Annotated in this window: 16 protein-coding genes; 14 read left to right on the forward strand and 2 right to left on the reverse strand. The window is 72.5% G+C overall.

All coding sequences use genetic code 11. The features are described 5' to 3' along the window. Nucleotides 1-3: 3 nt before the first annotated feature. The 13 genes from ligA (at nt 4) to A3Q37_RS05350 (ending at nt 19,536) form a co-directional block, all read left to right on the forward strand. Entirely contained in the window at nt 4-2,235 is a 2,232-nt protein-coding gene (ligA, locus tag A3Q37_RS05295; RefSeq protein WP_065478208.1) for an NAD-dependent DNA ligase LigA, read from the forward strand. Between the two features lie 359 nt (nt 2,236-2,594). After that, nucleotides 2,595-4,763, forward strand: coding sequence for a bifunctional diguanylate cyclase/phosphodiesterase (locus A3Q37_RS05300; protein ID WP_065478211.1), 2,169 nt, complete (start codon nt 2,595-2,597; stop codon nt 4,761-4,763). 116 nt (nt 4,764-4,879) lie between these two features. After that, the gene (gatC, locus tag A3Q37_RS05305) at nt 4,880-5,176 is read left to right on the forward strand and encodes an Asp-tRNA(Asn)/Glu-tRNA(Gln) amidotransferase subunit GatC (RefSeq protein WP_003966094.1); all 297 of its coding nucleotides are present in this window, start codon (nt 4,880-4,882) and stop codon (nt 5,174-5,176) included. 6 nt (nt 5,177-5,182) lie between these two features. Beyond that, nucleotides 5,183-6,676, forward strand: a complete 1,494-nt coding sequence (gatA, locus tag A3Q37_RS05310) for an Asp-tRNA(Asn)/Glu-tRNA(Gln) amidotransferase subunit GatA (RefSeq protein ID WP_065478214.1) — start codon at nt 5,183-5,185, stop codon at nt 6,674-6,676. A 5-nt stretch (nt 6,677-6,681) separates the two neighbouring features. Further along, nucleotides 6,682-6,915 carry a hypothetical protein gene (locus tag A3Q37_RS05315; RefSeq protein WP_065478221.1) on the forward strand — a complete coding sequence of 78 codons (234 nt, stop codon included), beginning with the start codon at nt 6,682-6,684 and terminating at the stop codon, nt 6,913-6,915. 16 nt (nt 6,916-6,931) lie between these two features. Then, a complete protein-coding gene (gene gatB / locus A3Q37_RS05320; protein ID WP_065478226.1) occupies nt 6,932-8,440 on the forward strand; it encodes an Asp-tRNA(Asn)/Glu-tRNA(Gln) amidotransferase subunit GatB in 1,509 nt (502 codons plus the stop codon). A gap of 274 nt (nt 8,441-8,714) precedes the next feature. Beyond that, complete coding sequence (locus A3Q37_RS05325; protein ID WP_065478227.1) at nt 8,715-9,974, forward strand: SLC13 family permease; 1,260 nt, start codon at nt 8,715-8,717, stop codon at nt 9,972-9,974. 134 nt (nt 9,975-10,108) lie between these two features. Beyond that, nucleotides 10,109-12,211: a phosphocholine-specific phospholipase C gene (locus A3Q37_RS05330; RefSeq protein WP_065478234.1), complete on the forward strand. Its 2,103-nt coding sequence runs from the start codon at nt 10,109-10,111 to the stop codon at nt 12,209-12,211. 182 nt (nt 12,212-12,393) lie between these two features. Beyond that, nucleotides 12,394-14,634, forward strand: coding sequence for an efflux RND transporter permease subunit (locus A3Q37_RS05335; protein WP_065478236.1), 2,241 nt, complete (start codon nt 12,394-12,396; stop codon nt 14,632-14,634). Continuing rightward, the gene (locus A3Q37_RS05340; protein WP_065478237.1) at nt 14,612-15,169 is read left to right on the forward strand and encodes a GNAT family N-acetyltransferase; all 558 of its coding nucleotides are present in this window, start codon (nt 14,612-14,614) and stop codon (nt 15,167-15,169) included. Before A3Q37_RS05335 ends, A3Q37_RS05340 begins: the two co-directional genes overlap by 23 nt. A gap of 48 nt (nt 15,170-15,217) precedes the next feature. Continuing rightward, entirely contained in the window at nt 15,218-15,841 is a 624-nt protein-coding gene (locus tag A3Q37_RS05345) for a hypothetical protein (protein WP_065478239.1), read from the forward strand. Nucleotides 15,842-16,078: 237 nt separating this feature from the next. Beyond that, nucleotides 16,079-16,255, forward strand: coding sequence for a hypothetical protein (locus A3Q37_RS37150; protein ID WP_176711352.1), 177 nt, complete (start codon nt 16,079-16,081; stop codon nt 16,253-16,255). Between the two features lie 2 nt (nt 16,256-16,257). Beyond that, nucleotides 16,258-19,536, forward strand: coding sequence for a helix-turn-helix transcriptional regulator (locus A3Q37_RS05350; protein WP_176711353.1), 3,279 nt, complete (start codon nt 16,258-16,260; stop codon nt 19,534-19,536). Nucleotides 19,537-19,585: 49 nt separating this feature from the next. Here the strand turns inward: A3Q37_RS05350 and A3Q37_RS05355 are convergent, their stop codons facing one another. Further along, entirely contained in the window at nt 19,586-20,803 is a 1,218-nt protein-coding gene (locus tag A3Q37_RS05355; protein ID WP_079137671.1) for a sorbosone dehydrogenase family protein, read from the reverse strand. 121 nt (nt 20,804-20,924) lie between these two features. Further along, nucleotides 20,925-21,881 (reverse strand): aldo/keto reductase, encoded by a 957-nt coding sequence (locus A3Q37_RS05360; protein ID WP_065478255.1) that lies wholly within the window; start codon nt 21,879-21,881, stop codon nt 20,925-20,927. 165 nt (nt 21,882-22,046) lie between these two features. On the opposite strand from A3Q37_RS05360, the gene A3Q37_RS05365 reads away from it, so the two are divergent. Then, nucleotides 22,047-22,994 (forward strand): 2-hydroxyacid dehydrogenase, encoded by a 948-nt coding sequence (locus A3Q37_RS05365; protein WP_065478258.1) that lies wholly within the window; start codon nt 22,047-22,049, stop codon nt 22,992-22,994. The last annotated feature ends 246 nt before the right edge of the window (nt 22,995-23,240 follow it).

Here is a 23,240-nt window from a genome sequence, read left to right on the forward strand (position 1 = left end):
ACGATGGCGGGCGAACAGCGGGTGGAACAGGACAGTCCGGTCCCGGCGGGCGTGCGCGAGAGCCACGCGCTGCTGGCCGAGCAGATCGAGGAGCACCGCTTCCGGTATTACGTGAAGGACCAGCCGGTCGTCAGCGACGCCGAGTTCGACCGGCTGCTGCGCTCCCTGGAGGCCCTGGAGAAGGAGTACCCCCCGCTCCGCACCCCCGACTCCCCGACCCAGAAGGTCGCCGGGCCGTACATCACGGAGTTCACCTCCGTCGAGCACCGCGAGCGGATGCTCTCCCTGGACAACGCCTTCGACGACGAGGAGCTGGCCGCCTGGGCCGACCGCGTCGCCAAGGACGTCGGCACGCCCGACCACCACTTCCTGTGCGAGCTGAAGGTCGACGGCCTCGCCGTCAACCTCACCTACGAGCACGGCCGCCTCACCCGGGCCGCCACCCGCGGCGACGGCCGCACCGGCGAGGACATCACCCCCAACGTCCGGACGATCGCCGAGATCCCGCACCGCCTCCAGGGCGACGACATCCCGGCGCTCGTCGAGATCCGCGGCGAGGTCTTCTTCCCCATGGAGGACTTCGAGGAGCTGAACGCCCGGCTGGTCGCCGCCGACGACAAGCCCTTCGCCAACCCGCGCAACGCGGCCGCCGGATCGCTGCGGCAGAAGGACCCCAAGGTCACCGCCACCCGCCCGCTCCACATGGTGGTGCACGGCATCGGCGCCCACGAGGGCCTGAGCATCGACCGCCTCTCCCAGGCCTACGACCTCCTCCACGCCTGGGGCCTGCCCACCGCCAAGCACAACAAGGTCGTCGACTCCATCGCCGGCGTACGGGAGTTCATCTCCTACTACGGCGAGCACCGGCACTCCGTGGAGCACGAGATCGACGGGGTCGTCGTCAAGCTCGACGAGATCCCGCTCCAGGGCCGCTTGGGCTCCACCTCGCGCGCCCCCCGCTGGGCCATCGCCTGGAAGTACGCCCCCGAAGAGGTCAACACCAAGCTGGTCAACATCCGCGTCGGCGTCGGACGCACCGGCCGCGTCACCCCGTACGCCCAGGTCGAGCCGGTCGAAGTGGCCGGTTCCGAGGTCGAGTTCGCCACCCTCCACAACCAGAACGTGGTCAAGGCCAAGGGCGTCCTCATCGGCGACACCGTCGTCATCCGCAAGGCGGGCGAGGTCATCCCGGAGATCCTCGGCCCCGTCGTCGATCTGCGCGACGGCACCGAGAAGGCCTTCGAGATGCCGACCCACTGCCCCGAGTGCGGGACGGAGCTGCGCCCCATGAAGGAGGGCGACATCGACCTCCGCTGCCCGAACGCCCGCACCTGCCCCGCCCAGTTGCGCGAGCGTGTCTTCTACCTCGCCGGGCGCAAGAGCCTCGACATCGACCACTTCGGCTATGTGACCGCCGCCGCCCTGACCCGCCCGCTGGAGCCCGCCGAGCCCGTCCTCAAGGACGAGAGCGATCTGTTCTCGCTCACCGTCGAGCAGCTGCTGCCGATCCGGGCGTACGTCCTGGACCAGGACAGCGGGCTGCCCAAGCGCGACCCGAAGACCGGCGAGGAGAAGATCGCGACGGTCTTCGCCAACCAGCAGGGCGAGCCGAAGAAGAACGCGGTGGCCATGCTGGAGGGCATCGCCGCCGCCAAGGAGGCCCCGCTCGCCCGGATCCTCACCGGCCTCTCCATCCGGCACGTGGGCCCGGTCGCCGCCCAGGAGCTGGCCCGCCAGTTCCGTTCCGTCGACCGGATCGACGAGGCGACCGAGGAGGAGCTGGCCGCCGCCGACGGCGTCGGGCCGACCATCGCCGCCTCGGTCAAGCAGTGGTTCGCCGAGGACTGGCACCGCGAGATCCTGCGCAAGTGGCGCGAGGCCGGGGTGCGGATGGCCGACGAGGGCTCCGACGAGGAGGAGGGCCCCCGCCCCCTCGAAGGACTCACCGTCGTCGTCACCGGCACCCTCGCGGGCCACACCCGCGACGGCGCCAAGGAAGCGCTCCAGACCCTCGGCGCGAAGGTCGCCGGATCCGTGTCGAAGAAGACCGCCTTCGTGGTCGTCGGCGACAACCCCGGCTCCAAGTACGACAAGGCGATGCAGCTGAAGGTGCCCGTCCTGGACGAGGACGGATTCGCGATCCTGCTCGAAGACGGACCCGAACGCGCCCGGGAAGCCGCCCTGCCCGTCCCGGAAGCAGCCCCGGAGACCGAGTCGGCGGACAGCGGCACGTAGACGCTGAGTAACCGACCGCCGGGCCGCCGTTCGCGCCCCGTTCCCCGGATCGAGACGCCTTCGAGACGCTGCCCCGGCGTGGCGCGCCCCGTGCGGGGAAGGAAACGGGGCAGAGGGGTGAAGAAGGGTCGTCCGCTCCCCGAATGGCCCTGCCGCACCACCCGTTCGGGCCAATAGCAGATGGTGACGGGTGGTCGGTTCGCATTCGGGCAAGAGCTGTAGAGCGCTGCCCCTGGAAGCCTTTCGCGGCCTACTGTTGAGAGGTGCGCCCGCCGTGCGCGGCCCTCGACCGGGCCGTGGTGGCACGGGAGCGGGCGCCACCGAGGGTCATCGGCACCGCCGGCTGTGAGAGGGACGGAATGAAACCGACCGAGAGCGCCGCCCCGGTGTCGCGGCTGCAAGGTTTCGTCGGCCTCACGCCCCCGGTGGGCGCCGCCGTCGTGGGGATCGCCGCGTTACTGCTGGCGGTCGGGGCCTACCGGACCGTCGAGCAGGGCCACGCGCTCTTCCCGGACGGGGTGGTGGGCTGGTCCTTCGCCGTCCTCACCGGGGTCATCGTCGGCCATCTGGTGGCCCTCGGCCGCGACCGCTGGTGGGGCGGCACCGGCTCCGGCGCCGCCCTCACCCTCGCCGTGCTCCTGCTGTACGGCTGGCTGCCGGCCGTCCTCGTCAGCCTCGCCGTCGTGGTGCTCGTCGGGACCGCCCGACGGCACCGCTGGTGGCAGGGGCTGCTGCACGGCGGGGTCGACATGCTCGGCATCGGCGCGGCCGCGCTCGTGCTGGCCGCGTTCGGCGTGGTCCCCACCGTCGAGGAGCCCTGGCGGCCACTCGACTGGGGCATCGCGGCCGTCCCGGAACTGCTCCTGACCGCGTCGACGTATCTGCTCGTCACCCGGGTCCTCCTGTGGTACGCCCAGGCCCCGCACAACGGCGGGCTGCCCACCATCGCCCGCACCGCGATGCTGCGCCAGGGCCTCGTCGCCGTCGCGCTCCTCGGGCTGGCCCCGCTGATCTGCGCCGTCGCGATGTCCATGCCCATCCTGCTGCCGCTCTTCGCGGTGCCCCTGATCGCCCTGGACTCCACGCTCTGGATCGCCCGCGCCCGCGCCGAGGAGCAGCTGCGCGACCCGCTGACCGGGCTGCCCAACCGGCAGTGGCTGCTGGAGCGGACCTGGTCGGCGCTGGAGGACGCGGAGTCCATCGGCACCCGCTCCGCGCTGGTCCTCATCGACCTGGACCGCTTCCGCGCGGTCAACGACACCCTCGGCCATCTGGCCGGGGACCGGCTGCTGCTCCAGATAGCGGAGCGCCTGCGGCTCGCCCTGCCGCGCGGCGCGGAGGCGGCCCGCCTCGGCGGCGACGAGTTCGCCGTCCTCCTCCCGCACACCGACTCCACCACCAGCGCTCAGCAGGTCGCCCGCCATCTCGTCGCCGAGCTGTCATCGCCGCTCGACCTCGACGGGCTGACCCTCGTGCTGGAGGCCAGCGCCGGGGTCGCCGTCTACCCCGACCATGCCCTGGACGCCGAGGGCCTGCTGCGCCGGGCGGACGTCGCGATGTACCAGGCCAAGCGGGACCGCACGGGCGTGGAGGTCTACGAGTCCAAGCGGGACAGCAACACCCCCGACCGGCTCGGGCTCCTCGGCGATCTGCGCCGCGCGCTGGACGCGGGCGAGGTCGAACTGCACTACCAGCCCAAGGTCCGCTTCGACGGGCAGGTCGCCGGGCTGGAGGCGCTGGTGCGCTGGGTGCACCCGGAGCGCGGCCGGGTCCCCCCGGACGAGTTCATCGCCATCGCCGAGTCCTCCGGCCTGATGCCGCATCTCACGGAGTACGTCCTGGAGACGGCGCTCGCCCAGGTCGCCCGCTGGCGGGCGCAGGGCCTGTGCGTGCCCGTCGCGGTCAACGTCTCCCCGCGCGACGTCCACACCCCCGGCTTCGCCGGAGGCGTCGCGGCCCGCCTCGCCCGCCACGGCGTGCCCGCGGGAGCGCTCCAATTGGAGATCACCGAGCATGTGCTGCTGGAGGACCCGCAGCGCGCCGCCGACACCCTGGCCGGGCTCACCGCGCACGGCGTGAAGATGTCCCTCGACGACTTCGGCACCGGCTACTCGTCCCTGGTCCATCTGCGCCGGCTCCCGGTCAGCGAGCTGAAGATCGACCGCTCCTTCGTGGCCCGGCTGGCCGTCGACCACGAGGACGCGGAGATCGTCCGCTGCACCATCGACCTGGCCCACTCGCTCGGCCTGGTCGTCGTCGCCGAGGGCGTCGAGGACGATACGACCTGGGAGCGGCTGCGGGATCTGCGGTGCGACGCGGTGCAGGGCTGGCTGGTGGCGGCCGCGATGCCGCCGCAGGAGACCACGGCCTGGCTGCGGGCGCGCGGCGAGCACGGCTGGCGGCGGCCCGCCGAGCTGAAGGCCCAGGCTGCGGCCGCCGCGGGGTCGGCGACCGCTTCGGCGACCGGCTCGATGAACGGGTCGCTGAACGGCGCGGTGAACAGCGCCGCGGAGACCGACACCCCCTGAAGATCCCGGGGAGTGGAGCCCGCACAGGCGTAGCCCGATCGGGCCGGGGCACCCGTCCCCGACGGACCCCATAGGATTGGGGCCAAAACCACACACCAACCCCTGAGGATCGCTGCATGCCTGGCATCACGCGCGAGGAGGTCGCCCACCTCGCCCGGCTGGCGCGTCTGGAGCTGAAGGGCGAAGAGCTCGATCACTTCGCCGGTCAGCTCGACGACATCATCGGCGCGGTCGCCCGCGTCTCCGAGGTCGCCGACCAAGACGTACCGCCGACCTCCCACCCGCTGCCGCTGACCAACGTCATGCGCGCGGACGAGGTCCGTCCGTCGCTCACCCCCGCGCAGGCGCTCTCCGGCGCCCCGGCCCAGGAGCAGCAGCGTTTCAAGGTGCCGCAGATCCTGGGGGAGGACTAAACAGCCATGACGGACATCATCAAGCTCACCGCGGCCGAGATCGCCGCGAAGATCGCCTCCGGCGAGCTGACCGCCGTCGAGGTCACCGAGGCGCACCTCGCCCGGATCGACGCCGTCGACGAGAAGGTCCACGCCTTCCTGCACCTCGACCGCGAGGGCGCGCTCGCCCAGGCCCGTGCCGTGGACGCCAAGCGTGAGGCGGGCGAGAAGCTCGGCCCGCTGGCCGGCGTCCCGCTCGCGCTGAAGGACATCTTCACCACGAAGGACATGCCGACCACGGTCGGTTCCAAGATCCTCGAAGGCTGGGTCCCGCCGTACGACGCCACGCTCACGCGGAAGCTGCGCGACGCCGACGTCGTCATCCTCGGCAAGACCAACATGGACGAGTTCGCCATGGGGTCCTCCACCGAGAACAGCGCCTACGGCCCCACCGGCAACCCCTGGGACCTCACCCGGATCCCCGGCGGCTCCGGCGGCGGCTCCTCCGCCGCCCTCGCCTCCTACGAGGCCCCGCTCGCCATCGGCACGGACACCGGCGGCTCGATCCGCCAGCCCGCCGCCGTCACCGGCACCGTCGGCGTCAAGCCCACCTACGGCGGCGTCTCCCGCTACGGCATGGTCGCCTTCTCGTCCTCCCTCGACCAGGGCGGGCCCTGCGCCCGTACGGTCCTGGACGCGGCGCTGCTGCACGAGGCCATCGCCGGGCACGACCCGCTGGACTCGACGTCCATCGACGCCCCGGTCCCGCCGGTCGTCGAGGCCGCGCGCAACGGCTCCGTACAGGGCATGCGCGTCGGCGTCGTCAAGCAGTTCCGCGGCGAGGGCTACCAGGCCGGTGTCCTCCAGCGCTTCGACGAGTCGGTCGAGCTGCTGAAGTCGCTGGGCGCGGACATCGTCGAGCTGGACTGCCCGTCCTTCGACCTGGCGCTCTCCGCGTACTACCTGATCGCGCCCTCGGAGTGCTCCTCCAACCTGGCCCGCTTCGACGCCATGCGCTACGGCCTGCGGGTCGGCGACGACGGCACGAAGTCGGCCGAGGAGGTCACCGCGCTCACCCGCGAGGCCGGCTTCGGCGACGAGGTCAAGCGCCGCGTCATCCTGGGGACGTACGCACTCAGCTCCGGCTACTACGACGCGTACTACGGCTCGGCCCAGAAGGTCCGCACCCTCATCACCCAGGACTTCGAGAAGGCCTTCGAGCAGGTCGACGTGATCGTCTCCCCGACGACCCCGACCACCGCCTTCCCGATCGGCGAGCGCGCCGACGACCCGATGGCGATGTACCTCGCGGACCTGTGCACCATCCCCACCAACCTGGCCGGCAACTCAGCCATGTCGCTGCCCTGCGGCCTGGCCCCGGAGGACGGTCTGCCGGTCGGATTGCAGATCATCGCCCCCGCCATGAAGGACGACCGGCTCTACAAGGTCGGAGCGGCCGTCGAGGCCGCGTTCGTGGAAAAGTGGGGGCACCCGCTGCTTGAGGAGGCTCCGTCGCTGTGAGTGCCATGGCAAAGAAGGCCAAGAACTTCCAGAAGTCCAAGACGGGCGCGTACATCGCGATCGGCAGTACCGCGTTCGGCGCCATCAGTGTCGTCAAGCAGGCGAAGCTCGCCCGCAACGACAACGACATCCTGCGCCTCGTCGACGCGGCCGTCTCCGCGGCCGCCATCGTCACCGGACTCGCGATCCTCTATCGCGAACTGAAGCGTCTCGGCGACGACGACGTCCTGCTGGGCTGAGAGGGAAAGTTTCACCGTGACTGTCACTGACCTGGTGTCGTACGAGGACGCGCTCGCGTCCTACGACCCCGTCATGGGCCTCGAAGTCCATGTCGAGCTCGGCACCAAGACCAAGATGTTCTGCGGCTGCTCCACGGAGCTGAAGCAGGACGCCAACTCCCAGACCTGCCCGGTCTGTCTCGGACTGCCCGGCGCGCTGCCGGTCGTCAACGAGATCGGCGTGGAGTCGGCCATCAAGATCGGTCTCGCGCTGCACTGCGAGATCGCCGAGTGGTGCCGCTTCGCCCGGAAGAACTACTTCTATCCGGACATGCCGAAGAACTTCCAGACCTCGCAGTACGACGAGCCGATCGCCTTCAACGGCTATCTGGACGTCCAGCTGGAGGACGGCGAGATCTTCCGCGTGGAGATCGAGCGCGCCCACATGGAGGAGGACACCGGCAAGTCGACGCACGTCGGCGGCGCCACCGGCCGTATCCACGGCGCGTCCCACTCCCTGCTCGACTACAACCGGGCCGGCATCCCGCTCATCGAGATCGTCACCAAGCCGATCGAGGGAGCCGGCGCCCGCGCCCCCGAGGTCGCCAAGGCGTACGTCGCCGAGCTGCGCGAGCTGATCAAGGCCCTCGGGGTCTCCGAGGCCCGCATGGAGATGGGCCAGATGCGCTGCGACGTGAACCTGTCGCTGCGCCCCAACGGCACCGAGACGTTCGGTACGCGCTCCGAGACGAAGAACGTGAACTCGCTGCGTTCCGTCGAGCGGGCCGCCCGCTTCGAGATCCAGCGGCACGCCGCCGTGCTGTCCTCGGGCGGCACGATCGTGCAGGAGACCCGGCACTTCCACGAGGAGGACGGCTCCACCACGGCCGGCCGCATCAAGGACAACGCCGAGGACTACCGCTACTTCCCCGAGCCGGACCTGGTCCCCGTCGCGCCCGCGCGCGAGTGGGTCGAGGAGCTGCGCAAGGGCCTCCCCGAGCTGCCCCGGCTGCGCCGGGCGCGGCTCAAGGAGGAGTGGGGCGTCTCCGAGCACGACATGCAATCCATCCTCAACGCGGGCGCGGTCGACCTGATCGTCGCCACGATCGAGGCGGGCGCCCCCTCGGACCAGGCCCGCAAGTGGTGGATGGGCGAGCTCGCCCGTAACGCCAACGAGACCGGCCGCGGCCTGGACGAGCTGCCGATCACCCCGGCGCAGGTCGCCCGGGTGGCCGCGCTCGTCGCCAAGGGCGACCTCAACGACAAGCTGGCCCGCCAGGTCATCGAGGGCGTCCTCGCGGGCGAGGGCGACCCGGACACCGTCGTCGAGAAGCGCGGCCTCAAGGTCGTCTCGGACGAGGGCGCGCTCTCCACGGCCGTCGACGAGGCCATCGCGGGCAACGCGGCCATCGCCGACAAGATCCGCGGCGGCAAGGTCGCGGCGGCGGGCGCGCTCGTCGGCGCGGTCATGAAGGCCACCCGCGGCCAGGCGGACGCGGCGCGCGTGCGCGAGCTGATCCTGGAGAAGCTGGGCGTCGAGGGCTGATCCACCCGTCATCACCCCGAAGGGGCGGTGCACCCGTGTTCACGACGGGCGCGCCGCCCCTTCAGCCGTGGGGGAGGGGCAGCGGCGGGCGGGCACGTGCCTGTGCTGATGCCCGCGTCCGCGCTCGTGCCTGCGCGCCCGCGCCCGTGCCTTTGCCCGCGCCCGTGTCCGCGCCCGAAAGCCTGCCGATCCAGCCCGCTCGCGGCGCCCCTGCCCCGCCTGAGAACATCTCCCGGCCCACCCCGCCCGCCCCGACCCCGCCTGAGAGCCCCTCCTGAACACCGTCACCGCCGAGATCGTCTCCTTCGCCCTGCTCCTGGGCGTCCTCGCCTTCGCCGTCCTGCGCCCCCGGGGCCTGCCGGAGGCGACCGCAGCCGTGCCCGCCGCCGTGCTCGTGGTGGCCCTGGGCGCGGTGTCCTGGCCCGAGGCGCGGGAACAGGTCGGCGAGCTGCTGCCCGTCGTCGGCTTCCTCGCGGCGATCCTCGTGCTGGCCCAGCTCTGCGCGGACGAAGGGCTGTTCCGGGCCGCCGGTGACTGGGTCGCCCGCGCCTGTCACGGGCAGACCCGGCCCCTGCTCGGCGGGGTCTTCGTCGTCGCCTCGATCGTCACCGCCGTCCTCAGCCTGGACGCCACCGTCGTCCTGCTCACCCCGGTCGTCCTCGCCACCGCCGCCCGGGTCGGCGCGCGGCCCCGCCCGTACGTCTACGCCTGCGCGCACCTCGCCAACTCCGCGTCCCTCCTGCTCCCCGTCTCCAACCTCACCAACCTCCTGGCGTTCACCGCGAGCGGTCTCTCCTTCACCCGGTTCGCCGCGCTGATGGCCTTGCCCTGGCTCGCCGCCATCGCCGTCGAGTACGCCGTCTTCCGCCGGGCCTTCCGGGACGACCTGGCCGCCGGGGCGCACGCGCCGGATCCCGGGGCGGAGCGCACGCCGGTCCCCGTCTTCACGCTCGTCGTGCTGGCGCTGACCCTGGCCGGGTTCGTCGTCACCTCGTTCGAGGGGGCCGAGCCGCTGTGGGCGGCGCTGGCGGGGGCCCTGGTGCTCGCCGTACGGGCGCTCGCCAAGCGGGAGACCACGCCGCTCGCCGTCGTCCGCTCGGCCAACCCGCTGTTCTGCCTCTTCGTCCTCGCGCTCGGCGTCGTCGTCAAGGCGGTCGTCGACAACGGCCTGGGCGACGGGATCGCCGCCCTGCTGCCGGACGGCGACACCCTGCCCGCCCTCCTCGGCGTCGCCGTGGTCGCGGCCCTGCTCGCCAACCTGATCAACAACCTGCCCGCGATCCTCGCTCTCCTCCCGATCGTCTCGGTGGCCGGGCCCGGACCGCTGCTCGCCGCCCTGATCGGGGTGAACCTCGGGCCGAACCTCACGTACGTCGGATCGCTGGCCACGCTCCTGTGGCGGCGCATCCTGCACGTCCACGGGGACGCCCCCGAGCTGGGCCACTTCACCCGGCTGGGGATCGCGACCGTACCGGCGACGCTGCTCGCCGCCACCCTCGCGCTCTGGGGATCGCTCCACCTCATCGGGGTGTGAGGACGCCGTCACTCCGGGTTGGACTTTCGGGTGGGACCTCTTGGACGTTCACCACCGGGCCGTACACAGTCCTTCCCGACGCCACCCGGTCTGACTAGCTTCCCGGCTGTAACCACCGCAACCAGGAGGCTCTTTTGACCACGGACATGTCACGGCGACGGCTCTTCGCGCTGGGCGGCGGCGCACTCGGCGCCGCTGCGGCCGGATCGTTCCTGCCGCCGTCGCTCCAGGCCGCCATCGCCGCGCAGCCCGCCCACGCGGGGTCCGGCGGGCTGGGGTCGATCAAGCATGTGGTGATCCTGATGCAGGAGAACCGTTCCTTCGACCACTACTTCGGCACCCTGCGCGGCGTACGCGGCTTCGGCGACCGTAACGCCATCGAGCTGCCCACCGGCGGGACCGTGTTCGAGCAGCCCGGCGCGGCCGGCTCCACCGTGCTGCCCTTCCCGGTGCGCGGCGCGGCCGAGGAGCAGAAGAAGGACCTCCAGTACATCGGCGCCCTCGACCACTCCTGGAACGGCGGCGCGCAGGCCTGGGGCGGCGGCTGGATGAACGGCTGGATCAGCGCCAAGACCGCGGCGACGATGGCGTACTACGACCGCCGCGACATCCCGCTCCACTACGAGCTGGCCGACACCTTCACCGTCTGCGACGCCTACCACTCCTCGATCCACACCTCCACCAGTCCCAACCGCAACCACCTCTGGAGCGGGAAGACCGGCTTCGAGGCGAACGGGAAACGGGCCGTCGGCAACGACGCGTACAGCGAGGGCACCCACCCCGGCTACGACTGGTCCACCTACGCTGAGCGGCTGGAGAAGGCCGGGCGCAGCTGGCGCACGTACACCGAGTGGGAGAACTTCACCGACAACCAGATCGAGTTCTACGCCACCTTCAAGGCGATCGCCCGCAAGGCCCTGGCCAAGACCGGCGGCCATACGTACATGGAAGCCTTCTACGCCAAGGTCCGGGGCGCGTCCGAGGCCGAGCGCACCCGGCTGCTCGGGCTGCTGGACGAGGGCGTCGCCACGCTCACGAAGCAGGAGCGCAGCCTGTTCGAGCGGGCGCTGCGCCGGGTCCCGACCGGGACGCTCGCCGACGAGTTCGCCAAGGACGTGGCGGCCGGGACGCTGCCGGAGGTCTCCTACCTGGTGCCCTCGGCGGTCGACTCCGAGCACCCGAGCACCTCCTCGCCGGTGCACAGCGCCACCATCGTCTACAAGATCCTCGACGCGCTCGGCAAGCACCCCGACGTCTGGCGGCACACCGCCGTGCTGATCAACTACGACGAGAACGACGGCTTCTTCGACCACGTACCGCCGCCCGTCGCACCCCCCGAGGTGACCGAGGAGCAGTGGGAGGGCCGCCCGACCGGCCTCGGCATCCGGGTGCCGCTGCTGGTCGTCTCGCCGTGGACGGTCGGCGGCTACGTCTGCTCCGAGGTCTTCGACCACACCTCCGTCATCCGCTTCCTGGAGCGCTGGACCGGGGTGAAGGAGCCCAACATCGGCGACTGGCGGCGCACCGTCACCGGCGACCTCACCTCCGCCTTCGACTTCACCCGGGCCCGTCGGCAGCCCGCCGTGCAGACGCCCGGGGCGATCCCGCCCTTCGAGGGCCGCTGGCAGCCGAAGCCGCCCGCCGTCCAGCACCTCCCCGAGCAGGAGCCCGGCGTACGCCCGGCGCGCCCGCTGCCCTACCGGCCGGACGCCCAGGCACGGCGGGCGGAGGACGGCCTGCGGGTGGAGCTGGACAACGCGGGCCGGTCCTCGGCGCACTTCGCGCTCTACCCGTACGCGGACGAGTTCCCGGCACCGCAGCACAAGGACGTCCGGGGCCGCGCGCACTGGACGGTCCCGGTGCCGGGGGAGGCGTACCGCTTCACAGTCACCGGGCCGAACGGCTTCCGGCGCGAGTTCGCCGGACCGGCCGACGGGGGAGCGGAGCTCACCAGCCGCATCGACCACCACGACCGCGACATCCACCTCACCCTGCGCAACACCGGCCGCCGTCCCCTGACCTTCCTGGTGCGGCCGCTCGGTTACGTCGACGAGGACGACGTACGGGACTGGACCCGCCGTGTCACGGTCAAGCCGGGCCGCAGCCGCTCGCTGGTGCACTCGGCGGCCGACGCCCACGGCTGGTACGACCTCGACGTCACCGTGGACGGGGAGGACGGCTTCCGGCGGCGGCTCATGGGGCACATCGAGAACGGCCGGGCGAGCGTCTCGGGCTGAGGCCGCGCAGGGTCTGGTCTGTCCCGTATAAGGGGCAGATCAGGCCCTGTGACCATGGCCACGAAACGGACAAAGGATCACGTTCTGCTGTCAGAGTTGGCGGTCTCAAGGTCATGAGACGTTTACGGGCAGATCACGTTATCTGTGGGTAAAGGTCCACGAACCCGCAGGGAGCTCGTCCGTTGGCTGCCATCGCCCGCTGGTGCATCAGGCACCGTCTCGTCGCCGTCCTCATCTGGCTCGCCGCCCTCGGCGGCACCGCAGCCGCGGCGGGCATCGCCGGTTCGGCGTACTCCAACGACTACGAGGTCCCCGGCACCGAATCCGGCCGGGCCACCGAACTCCTCTCGCGCGGCTTCACCGACCTCGGCGGCGACACCGACACCGTCGTCTGGCACACCACCGGCTCCACGGTCAGAGCCGCCGACGTCGAACAGACCATGACCCGCACGCTCCACGCGATCGAGGACCTGCCGGGCGTCGGCGCGGTCACCGGCCCCTACGGCACCGCGGGCCCCGGCCAGATCAGCCAGGACGGCCACACCGCCTACGCCACGGTCACCTTCGACCGCCCCGCCGACGAGATCCCCGCCTCCCAGGCCCAGGCCCTCGTCGACACCGCGAAGGCCGCCGAGGCCGACGGGCTCCAGGTCGAGCTGGGCGGCACCGCCGTCGCCCTCACCGAAGCGCCCTCCGTCCACTTCGCCGAGGGCATCGGCGTGATCGTCGCGGCCGTCGTGCTCTTCCTCGCCTTCGGCTCGCTGGCCGCCAGCCTGCTGCCCATCGCCACCGCCCTGGTCTCCGTCGGCACCGCCTACGCGGGCACCGTGCTCCTCGGCCATCTGATGACCGTGGCGGACTTCGCCCCGATGCTCGGCATGCTCATCGGGCTCGGCGTCGGCATCGACTACGCCCTGTTCATCGTCACCCGGCACCGCAGAGGACTCCGGCGCGGCATGTCCGTGCCCGAAGCGGCCCAGAACGCCGTCGCGACCACCGGCCGCGCCGTCGTCTTCGCCGGGGTCACCGTCTGCATCGCCCTGCTCGGCATGCTGATCCTGCGGCTCGACTTCCTCAATGGCGTCGCCATCGCCGCCTCGCTCACCGTCGTCCTCACCGTGCTGGCCTCGGTCACTCTGCTGCCCGCCCTGCTCTCCCTCATCGGGATGCGGGCCCTCAGCCGCCGCGAACGCCGGCAGCTCGCCGAGCACGGACCGCGCCCCGAACTGCCCACCGGCTTCGCCGCCCGCTGGTCCGCCTTCGTCGAGCGCCACCCCAAGCTCCTCGGCGGGATCGCGGCCGTGGTCATGCTGGTGCTCGCCCTGCCCGCCCTCGGCCTCCACCTGGGCACGTCCGACCAGGGCAACAACCCGGCCACCGCCACCACCCGGCAGGCCTACGACCTGCTCGCCGACGGCTTCGGGCCCGGTGTCAACGGCCCGCTCACCATCGCCGCCCAGCTCGACGGCGCGGACGACCGGCTCGCCCTGGACTCGCTGCCCGAGAAGCTGCGTACCACCGAGGGCGTCGCGTCCGTCAGCCCGGTGACGTACAACAGCGGCGGCGACACCGCCTTCCTCACCGTCGTACCCGACTCCTCGCCCCAGTCGCAGGAGACCAGCGAGCTGGTCGACCGGATCCGGGGCGACGTGCTGCCGCCCGTCCAGGCCACCACCTCACTGGAGGCCCATGTCGGCGGGGTGACGGCGAGCTACGACGACTTCGCCGAGATCATCGTCGGGAAGCTGCCCCTGTTCGTCGGGGTCGTCATCGGCCTCGGCTGCCTGCTGCTGCTCCTGGCGTTCCGGTCCATCGGCATCCCGATCAAGGCCGCCGTGATGAACGTGGCCGCCGTCGCCTCCTCCTTCGGCGTCGTCGTCGCCGTCTTCCAGTGGGGCTGGGGGAGCGAGCTGCTCGGCCTCGGCAGCGCCGGGCCCATCGAACCCTTCCTCCCCGTGATCATGGTCTCGGTCCTCTTCGGCCTCTCCATGGACTACCAGGTCTTCCTGGTCGGCCGGATGTACGAGGAGTGGCTGGAGACCGGCGACAACCGGCGCTCCGTACGCGTCGGCCTCGCCGAGACCGGCCGGGTCATCAACTCCGCCGCCGTGATCATGATCTCCGTCTTCCTCGCCTTCGTGCTCAGCGGCGACCGGGTCATCGCCATGTTCGGCATCGCGCTCGCCACGGCCGTCGCCCTGGACGCCTTCGTCCTGCGCACCCTGCTGGTGCCCGCCCTGATGCACATGCTCGGCGGCGCGAACTGGTGGCTGCCGGGCTGGCTGGAGAAGCGGCTGCCCCGGATCTCCATCGAGCCGCCCGACTGCGTACCGCTCCATGCGAAGATCCCCGGGGCGCGCGTCACCGAGGAGGGCGTCGCGCAGACGGAGGAGGAGCACGATGTTCGCCATATCCCTGGGTGACGACCAGGCGGAGCTGCGGCCGCTGGAACCCTGGCAGGCCGCGGAGTTCCTGGCCCACATGGACCGGGCCCGGGAGCTGGTCGACCCGTGGATCCCGTTCGCCTCGTACGCCACCGACCTGGACTCGGCGCGCGCCCTGCTCCAGAAGTACGCGGACCGGCAGGCGGCGGACACCGGCCGGATGTACGGGATCTGGCTGGAGGGCACCCTCGTCGGCGGCGTCCTCTTCCCGTCCTTCGACGCCGCACAGGGCAACTGCGAGATCGGCGTCTGGCTGGAGCCCGCCGCGCAGGGCCGCGGGCTGATCACCCGGGCCGCCGAGCGGCTGATCGACTGGGCGGTGTACGAACGCGGCATGCACCGCGTCGAGTGGGACGCCTCGCCCGGGAACACCCGGTCGATCGCGGTCGCGAAGCGGCTCGGGATGACCCGGGACGGCGTGCTCCGGCAGAGCTACGTCTACCGGGGGGAGCGGCACGACTCCGAGATCTGGTCAACCCTCGCCCCGGAGTGGAAGGCCCGCGCGGGTCGCTGAACCCCGGCGTTAAGGGCGCTCTCATCCAGGCCCCCTAGCGTGCGGCGCATGAACACCTCCTCCTCCTCCAAGACGACGAACCCCGACGAGACGGCCGCCGCGGAGGACGCGGCGACGAAGGACGCCCTGGGTGCGTCGCCGGAGGCCGACGACTCCGCTGCGGCCTCCGACGACCTCGGCGAGCAGGCCGCCCGGGACGACGCGGCCGACGACGGCATCGAGGACGAGGACCTGGAGCCCGACCCCTTCGAGGCGGCCCGGCACGGCGTCGGTGCGGGCGCGGCGGCCGTCGTCTCCGCGGCCCTCGGCGTCGTCGCCCTGACCGGCGCGTGGACCGGCCGGGTCGCCGCCGAGCGCGAGACGCTCATCGGCCAGATCAAGACCTCCGGCGGCGGCAGCGCGGCTCAGCAGATCTCGGAGATCTACGGGGACGCCTGGCACACCACCGCCCTGGTCAACGGCGTCTTCGCCCTCCTGGCCCTGCTCGTCGGCGTCGTCGTCCTGGTCCGCCCCGCCTTCGGCGCCCCCGCCGACCGGCCGCAGCCCGCCTGGGTCCGCGCGGTCGCCCTGGCCGGTGTCGCCCTCGGCGTCCTCGGCATGCTGATCTCCGTGGGCATGTACTTCGACCTCTTCGTCTCCCTGCCCAGCGCGGGCTCCCCGGTCGGCGGCTGACCGGGCCGGCCACCCGCGTAAGGCAGGCGGGCCCGCCTCCTAAGGCCCCCGCTCACCCCTCGGGACCGGGCCGTGCACCCGCCTAAGGCCCCCACCCCCGCGAAGATGCGGAACTCGCCCGATGCGGCGCCCCCACCTGGCCGACGACAGTGGACACACAGCGAACACAGGGCCCCGGCCGACCGGCCGGGTCACCCCTCCGGTCCGCTGCCACGACCAGGAATCAGGGGAACCACCATGTACGAGTACGAGCTCTACCGCTCCACCTCCGCCGAGCTGATCCGCCGGGCCGACGCCGAGCGCGAGATCGGCCGGGCCCGCCGCGCCCGCCGGGCCGCCCGCCTTTCCCGACGCCAAGATCCGGAGGGGAAGGTGAGGCAGGGCGACCGCGGCCGCTTCGCCCCGGCCGCCTGACGATGGCCCGGCCCGGGACGACCCCCGTGCCGGACCCCGGTCCCGCCGCCGCCCCTTCCGTACGGGGCGCGGCGGGTCCGGGCGTGGCGGGATCGGCAGCAGAGGCAGCGGGCGCGGCGGGCGGGGACCGGGCGGGGAGCATGATCACCCTGCGCGAAAATGCCCCCGCCGCCTCGCACGCGTATGCGATGCTCGGCGGCGTGGAGACCAGGTCAGTCAGCCCCGTGTTCGTCGGCCGCGCCCAGGAGCTCGCCTCGCTCACCGAGGCGCTCGCGCGGGCCGCGTCCGGCGATCCCCAGGCGCTGCTGATCGGCGGCGAGGCGGGCGTCGGCAAGACCCGTCTGGTCGAGCAGTTCGTCTCGGCGGCCGCGCGGCGCGATGCCGTGGTCGCCGTCGGATCCTGCGTCGAGATCGGGGCCGACGGGCTGCCGTACGCCCCCTTCCCGACCGCCCTGCGCGCCCTGCGGCGTGCTCTGCCCGAGGAGATGGCCGCCGCCTGCGCGGGCAAGGAGGGCGAGCTGGCCCGGCTCCTGCCCGAGCTGGGCGAGAGCCGCCGGGACGCCACCGACGAGTACAGCACCGCCCGCCTCTTCGAACTCACCGCACGCCTGCTGGAGCAGATCTCCGCCGACCGCCCGGTCGTTCTCGTCCTGGAGGACCTGCACTGGGCGGACGCCTCCACCCGGCATCTGCTCGCCTATCTCTTCCGCACCCTGGGCAGTGGCCGCCTGATGGTCGTCGGCACCTACCGCGCCGACGACATCCACCGCCGCCACCCCCTGCGCCCCCTCCTCGCCGAACTGGACCGGCTGCGCACCGTCACCCGCGTCGAACTCGACCGGTTCAGCCACGACGAGGTCGGCCGCCAGCTCGCCGGCATCCTCGCCGAGATCCCCGAGGCCGCACTCGTCGACGAGATCTTCGAACGCTCCGACGGCAACGCCTTCTTCGTCGAGGAGCTGGCCGGCTCCCTGGAGTGCTGCGGCGACAGCTCCGGGCTCTCCGAATCGCTCCGCGACCTCCTGCTCGTCCGGGTCGAGGCGCTGCCCGAGCACGCCCAGCGGGTGGCCAGGATCGTCGCCGAGGGCGGCTCCTTCGTCGAACACGAACTGCTGGCCGCCGTCGCCGGGCTCGGCGAGGACGACCTCGACGAGGCCCTGCGCGCGGCCGTCGGCGCCAACCTGTTGCAGCCCGCGCCCGACAGCGACGGCTACCGCTTCCGGCACTCCCTGGTCCGCGAGGCCGTCAGCGACGACCTGCTGCCCGGCGAGCGCACCCGCGTCAACCGCCGTTACGCCGAAGCCCTGGAGGCCGATCCCTCCCTCGTACGGGACGACGAACGGGCCACGCGCCTCGCCAGCTACTGGTACGCCGCCCACGACGCCGCCAAGGCCCTGCCCGCCGTGCTCCGGGCCGCCGTCGAGGCCCGCCGCCGCTACGCCTACTCCGAGCAACTGCGGCTCCTCGAACGGGCGATGGAGCTCTGGGACGACGTCCCCGGCGAAGTCCTCGCCACCCTGCGCCCCTTCGACTACGCCGAGGTCTACCCGGCCTCCGGCTGCGACCTGGAGAACGCCCCGCTGCGCTACCTCGACGTGATGGCCGAGGCCACCGTCGCCGCCCACTTCGGCGGCGACCGCAAACGCGCGCTGGCCATCTCCAAGAAGGCCATGCGGGTCCTGGCCGCCGAGGCCGACCCGCTGCGCGAGGCCTGGTTCCTCGTGCAGCGCAGCCGCCTGGTGCAGGCGCTCGACAAGGGGGACGGCTGGGAGGAGCTGGCCGCGGCGCAGGAGCTGGTGCGGGGGCTGCCGCCGTCGTCCGTACAGGCCGACGTCCATACGAACGTGGCCAGTTGGAAGGCGCTCCACCAGCCGGGACCGCAGGCGCTCGCGGATAGCGACCGCGCCGTGGAGTACGCCCGGCTCGTCGGCGACGAGTACATCGAGCTGCACGCCCGCCTCACCCGCGGCTGGCTCGTCGCGGACGCGGGCGGCGTCGAGGAAGGCCTCGCCGAGATGTACGCGGTCCGGGACCGGGCCGAACAGCTCCACCTGATGAACCTCCTCGGCCGGGTCAGCGTCAACCTGCCCTCCTCGCTGGAGGCGATGGGCCGCTCGCTGGAGGCCGTCGCCGCCGCCGACCACGGCATCGAGATCTGTCACAGCCACGGCCTGGCCGACTCCGGGGCCTGGGTGTACGCCAACCAGTCCCAGTCCCTGTTCTCCCTCGGTCACTGGGCACAGAGCGAGAGTGCCGCCGCGTCCGCCGCCCGCCTGGCGCTGGGCCCCCGGGCCAAGGGCCTCGCAGCTCTGCGCCGTACCGAACTGGCCGTCGCCCGCGGGGACGCGGCCGAGGCGGAGGAGCAGCTCGCCCTGGTCCGCAGGCACTTCGGGCACCGCGACCCGCAGCACCAGCACGTGATCGACCCCGGGCGGCACGGCATGGTGCTGGCCGCATCCCAGGGCAGGCTCGCCGAGGCACGGGCCGCGTTCGAGGAGCTGGCCAGGGGCGGCTTCCCGCCCGGCACCCAGCGCTACGCCCTGCCGCTGCTCCAGACCGCCGCCATGATCGAGGCGGACGCCCGCGGGCTGCCCGCCGCCGAAGCCGGCCGGAGCGACATGCTCGCGCTGATCCGCCGCAGCGCGAAGAACCTGCCGATGCTCGTGCCCGTGTGGGCGGCCTACGGCGTCTTCATCGAGGCCGAGCTGGCCCGGGCCGAAGGCACGGACACCCCCGACCACTGGGCCCGCGCCGCCGAGGCGTTCGACCCGCTGTGCCGCCCGTACCAACTGGCCCAGATCCACCGCCGCTGGGCGGAGTCCCTGCTCATCGCCCCCGGCTGCCGGTCCACCGCCACGGCCCTGCTGCACCGCGCCCAGGAGGCCGCCGGGCGGCTCGGCGCGCGCCCGCTCGCCGAGGCGGTCGACCAGCTGGCCGCCCGCGCCCGCATCACCCTCGACGACTCCGGCACGGCCCCCGCCCCCGACGCCGGAATCCACCCGGCCGCCCTGGCCCCCGCCGACGGCCCCGTCGGGCCGCCCGCCGAGGAGGAGGACCCGGCCATCGCCGCCGTGGCGTCCTTCGGGCTGACCCCGCGCGAGCAGGACGTACACCGCCTGGTCGCGGCCGGACACACCAACCGGCGGATCGCCGAGGAGCTGTTCATCTCCCCGAAGACCGCGAGCGTCCACGTCTCCAACATCCTGGCCAAACTGGGCGTCTCCAGCCGAGGCGAAGCAGCCGCCCTGGCCCACCGCCTGAGGCTCTACCCGGCGGCGTAGGGCACGGCCGCGCCCCGGCTTTCCGGCGGCGCGGTCCGACGGCGGCCCCCTACTCCACCTCGACCTGAAGAACCCTGTCGTCCCCGGGCTTCTGCGTGCCGCGTCCGTCCGTGTTGCTCGTGAGCAGCCACAGGCGGTCGCTTCCCGCGCTCACCACCGTGCGCAGGCGGCCGTGCTCCTCCTCCAGGAACGCCTGGGGGTCCGCGAGAGGTTCCCTCGCCTTCTCGCCGGACAGCGGGATCCGCCACAGCCGCTCACCGCGCAGGCCGGCCATCCAGATCGAGCCCTCGGCGTACGCGATCCCGCTGGGGGAGGCTTCCGAGGTCTTCCACTGCGCGACCGGGTCGATGAACCCGTCCTCGCCCTCCTCGCCCTCGACCTCGGGCCAGCCGTAGTTCCCGCCGGGCTCGATGAGATTCAGCTCGTCCCAGGTGTTCTGCCCGAACTCGGCGGCCCACAGCCGCTTCTGCGCGTCCCAGGCGAGCCCCTGCACATTGCGGTGGCCGTACGAATACACCACCGAGTCCGCCTCCGGGTTGCCGTGCACCGGCTCGCCGTCGGGGGTCATCCGCAGGATCTTGCCCGCCAGCGACTCCTTGTCCTGGGACAGGCCCGTGTCCCCGGTCTCGCCCGTGCCCGCGTACAGCATCTTGTCCGGGCCGAAGGCGATCCGGCCGCCGTTGTGGATGCTGCCCTTGGGGATACCGCGCAGGATGGTGTCCGGGGCCCCGAGCTGCTGACCCGCCGGGCGCTTCTCGTCGTAACTCATCCGGACGATCCGGTTGTCGGACGTCGTCGTGAAGTACGCGTACACCAGCTGGTCCGCGCCGAACGTGGACGAGACGGCGAGCCCGAGCAGTCCGCCCTCGCCGGCCGGGGCGACCCCGGGCACCGAGCCCAGCAGCGTCTGCTTGCCGCTCTCGCCGTCGATCCGGTGGATCGTGCCCTCGTCCCGCGAGGACACCAGCAGGTCGCCGCCCGGCAGCGCGGCCAGACCCCACGGCGACTTCAGGTTCTCCGTCAGCGTCGAGACGACCTTCGCCGAGCCCTTCTCGGGCGGCAGCTCCGCCGACCGGCCCGGCGAGGCCGGGGAAGCGGAGCCCGAGGTGGTCGGGGAACCGGCGGGCCGCCCGGACGCACCACCCTCGTCCCCGTCACCGCCGCCGGAACACGCGGCGGACAGCAGCAGGGCGGCCGACGCCACCGCCGCCATCACCCCCCTGCGCACGGCCGGGGACTGCACACGTCCGAACAGAGCACCACGCACGGAACCGATCCTTTCGACGGCTGCCCGACCACCTGCTCCTGCACCCTCACCTGTTCCTACTGCCCCGACCGGTCCAGAAGTTCCCGTTCCGGCCATTCTCCCGCCGTACGGGTCGCGACGCTCAGTCCCACGACTCGCGGGCGGCGGGCAGCGCGTCGATCTCCGCCAGGTCCCGGTCGTCCAGGACCACCCGCGCCGCCCCCGCGTTCTCCACCGCCCACCGCTCCCGCTTCGCCCCCGGCACCGGCACCACATGCGGGCCCTGGCGCAGCACCCACGCCAGCGCCACCTGCGCCACGGTCGCCCCCCGGCGCTCCGCGACCCGCCGCAGACCGGCCACCAACGGCTGGTTCGCCGCCATCACCTCGGCCGTGAACCGCGGATGCCGGGCCCGCAGGTCCTCCGGCTCGAACCCCTGCCCCGGCTTCAGCGTCCCGGTCAGATAACCGCTGCCCAGCGGCATCGCGGCCAGCAGCCCCACCCCGCGCGCCACACACCACGGCAGCAGCTCCGTCAGCGCCTCCCGCGACCACACCGACAGCTCCGCCTCGACGGCGCTGACCGGGAAGACCTGCTGGATCCGTTCCAACTGCCGGATCGTTCCCTCGAACGGGCCCTCGCCCGACCGGCGCGGGGCCCGCGCCCCCACGGCGCACAGCCCCAGCGAGCGCACCTTGCCCACGGTGACCAGCTCCGCCATCGCACCCCAGGTCTCCTCCACCGGCACCTCGGGGTCGGCCCGGTGCAGCTGGTACAGGTCGATCACATCGGTCTGGAGCCGCCGCAGTGAGGCGTCGCAGGCCCGCCGGACGTACCCCGGCCGGCCGTTCGCGACAATGTGCTGATCGCCCACCAGCAGCCCGCACTTGGTGGAGACGAACGCCTCCTCGCGGCGGCCCTTCAACGCCCGCCCCACCAGCAGCTCATTGGTGAACGGGCCGTACATGTCCGCGGTGTCGAGCAGCCGGACGCCCGCGTCCAGTGCCGCGTGCACCGTCCGCACCGAACGGTCGCCGAGCTGCTGCGACGCGCTGTAACCCCAGCTCATCGGCATACAGCCGAGCCCGACCGCACCCACGGCAAGCCCCGCCGCCCCGATAGTCCTGCACTCCAACTCCCCGAACCCTCCATGCTCTCCCGTCGGCACGGGGCCGTACCGCACCCAAAAGTAACCTCTGGCGTCCCCGGGTCTTCGCACAGCCGCCCTGGAGCGCTCGCACACCCGTCGCATAGCCTCCCGACCATGACTGCGACGACTGCCGACGTATGGCTGCCCTTCCCGGCCGAGGAGATCGACGGACTCCCGGAAGGGCCCAACTACCTCTTCTGGAACGGCGGCCCGGACTTCCCCGGCGATCCGGCCGACTGCGTCTATTACGTCGTTCCCTACATGCAGGGCCCCGAGATCGCGCAGCGCCCGCTCGCCTCGATGGCCTCGGTCCAGGTGGTGCAGACGCTCTCCGCCGGCATCGACCACGTCGAGCCCGGCCTCCCGCTGCTGCCCGCCGGCGTACGGCTCTGCAACGCCAAGGGGGTGCACGAGGCGTCCACCGCCGAGCTGACCCTCGCGCTGATCCTGGCCTCCCTGCGCGGGCTCCCGGGGTTCGTCCACGGCCAGGACAAGGAGGAGTGGCGGTCCGGCTTCTACCCGGCGCTCGCCGACAAGTCCGTCCTCATCGTGGGGTACGGCTCCATCGGCTCGGCCATCGAGGACCGGCTCGCCCCGTTCGAGTGCGCGCGGGTGGCGCGCGTCGCGCGCTCCGCACGGACCACCGCGCGCGGTCCCGTACACACGCTCGACGATCTGCCCGCCCTGCTGCCCGAGGCCGACGTGGTGATCCTCTCCACCCCGCTGAACCCGTCCACGCAGGGACTGGTGGGCGCCGACTTCCTCGCCGCGATGCCCGACGGGGCCCTCCTCGTCAATGTCGCGCGCGGCGGAGTCGTCGACACCAAGGCCCTGTTGGCCGAACTGGAATCCGGACGGCTGCGGGCCGCCCTCGATGTGACCGACCCCGAACCCCTGCCCCAGGGCCATCCTCTCTGGCATGCTCCGAATGTCTTGATCACGCCTCATGTGGGCGGCAGCACCTCGGCGTTCGAACCCCGCGCCAAGCGGCTGCTGGCCGCACAGCTCACCCGGTTCGCCGCCGGAGAGCCGCTGCACAACGTGGTCGCGACCACCGGCTGACCCCGCCGAGGCGGCCACGCTACGGGGCGGCCCGGATGCACGCAGTGCCGCTCACCTCGCCTTTCGTCACGGAGCGTAGAGAAGCTATGGCCCTGAGTGACGGATCTGGTGTATCGTCCGATCCGGGGGGCTGCGCCGTGAAAGGGACGGCGCGGGGGGAGCATCGGAACGCGAGGGGGCGACGGGCGATGTGCTGGCCATGGAGAGACGAGCCGACGCGGACGAGCGGACGGTCGCGGCCGTCCG

It is taken from the genome of Streptomyces sp. PTY087I2, assembly GCF_001687325.1.
Classification (GTDB): Bacteria; Actinomycetota; Actinomycetes; order Streptomycetales; family Streptomycetaceae; genus Streptomyces.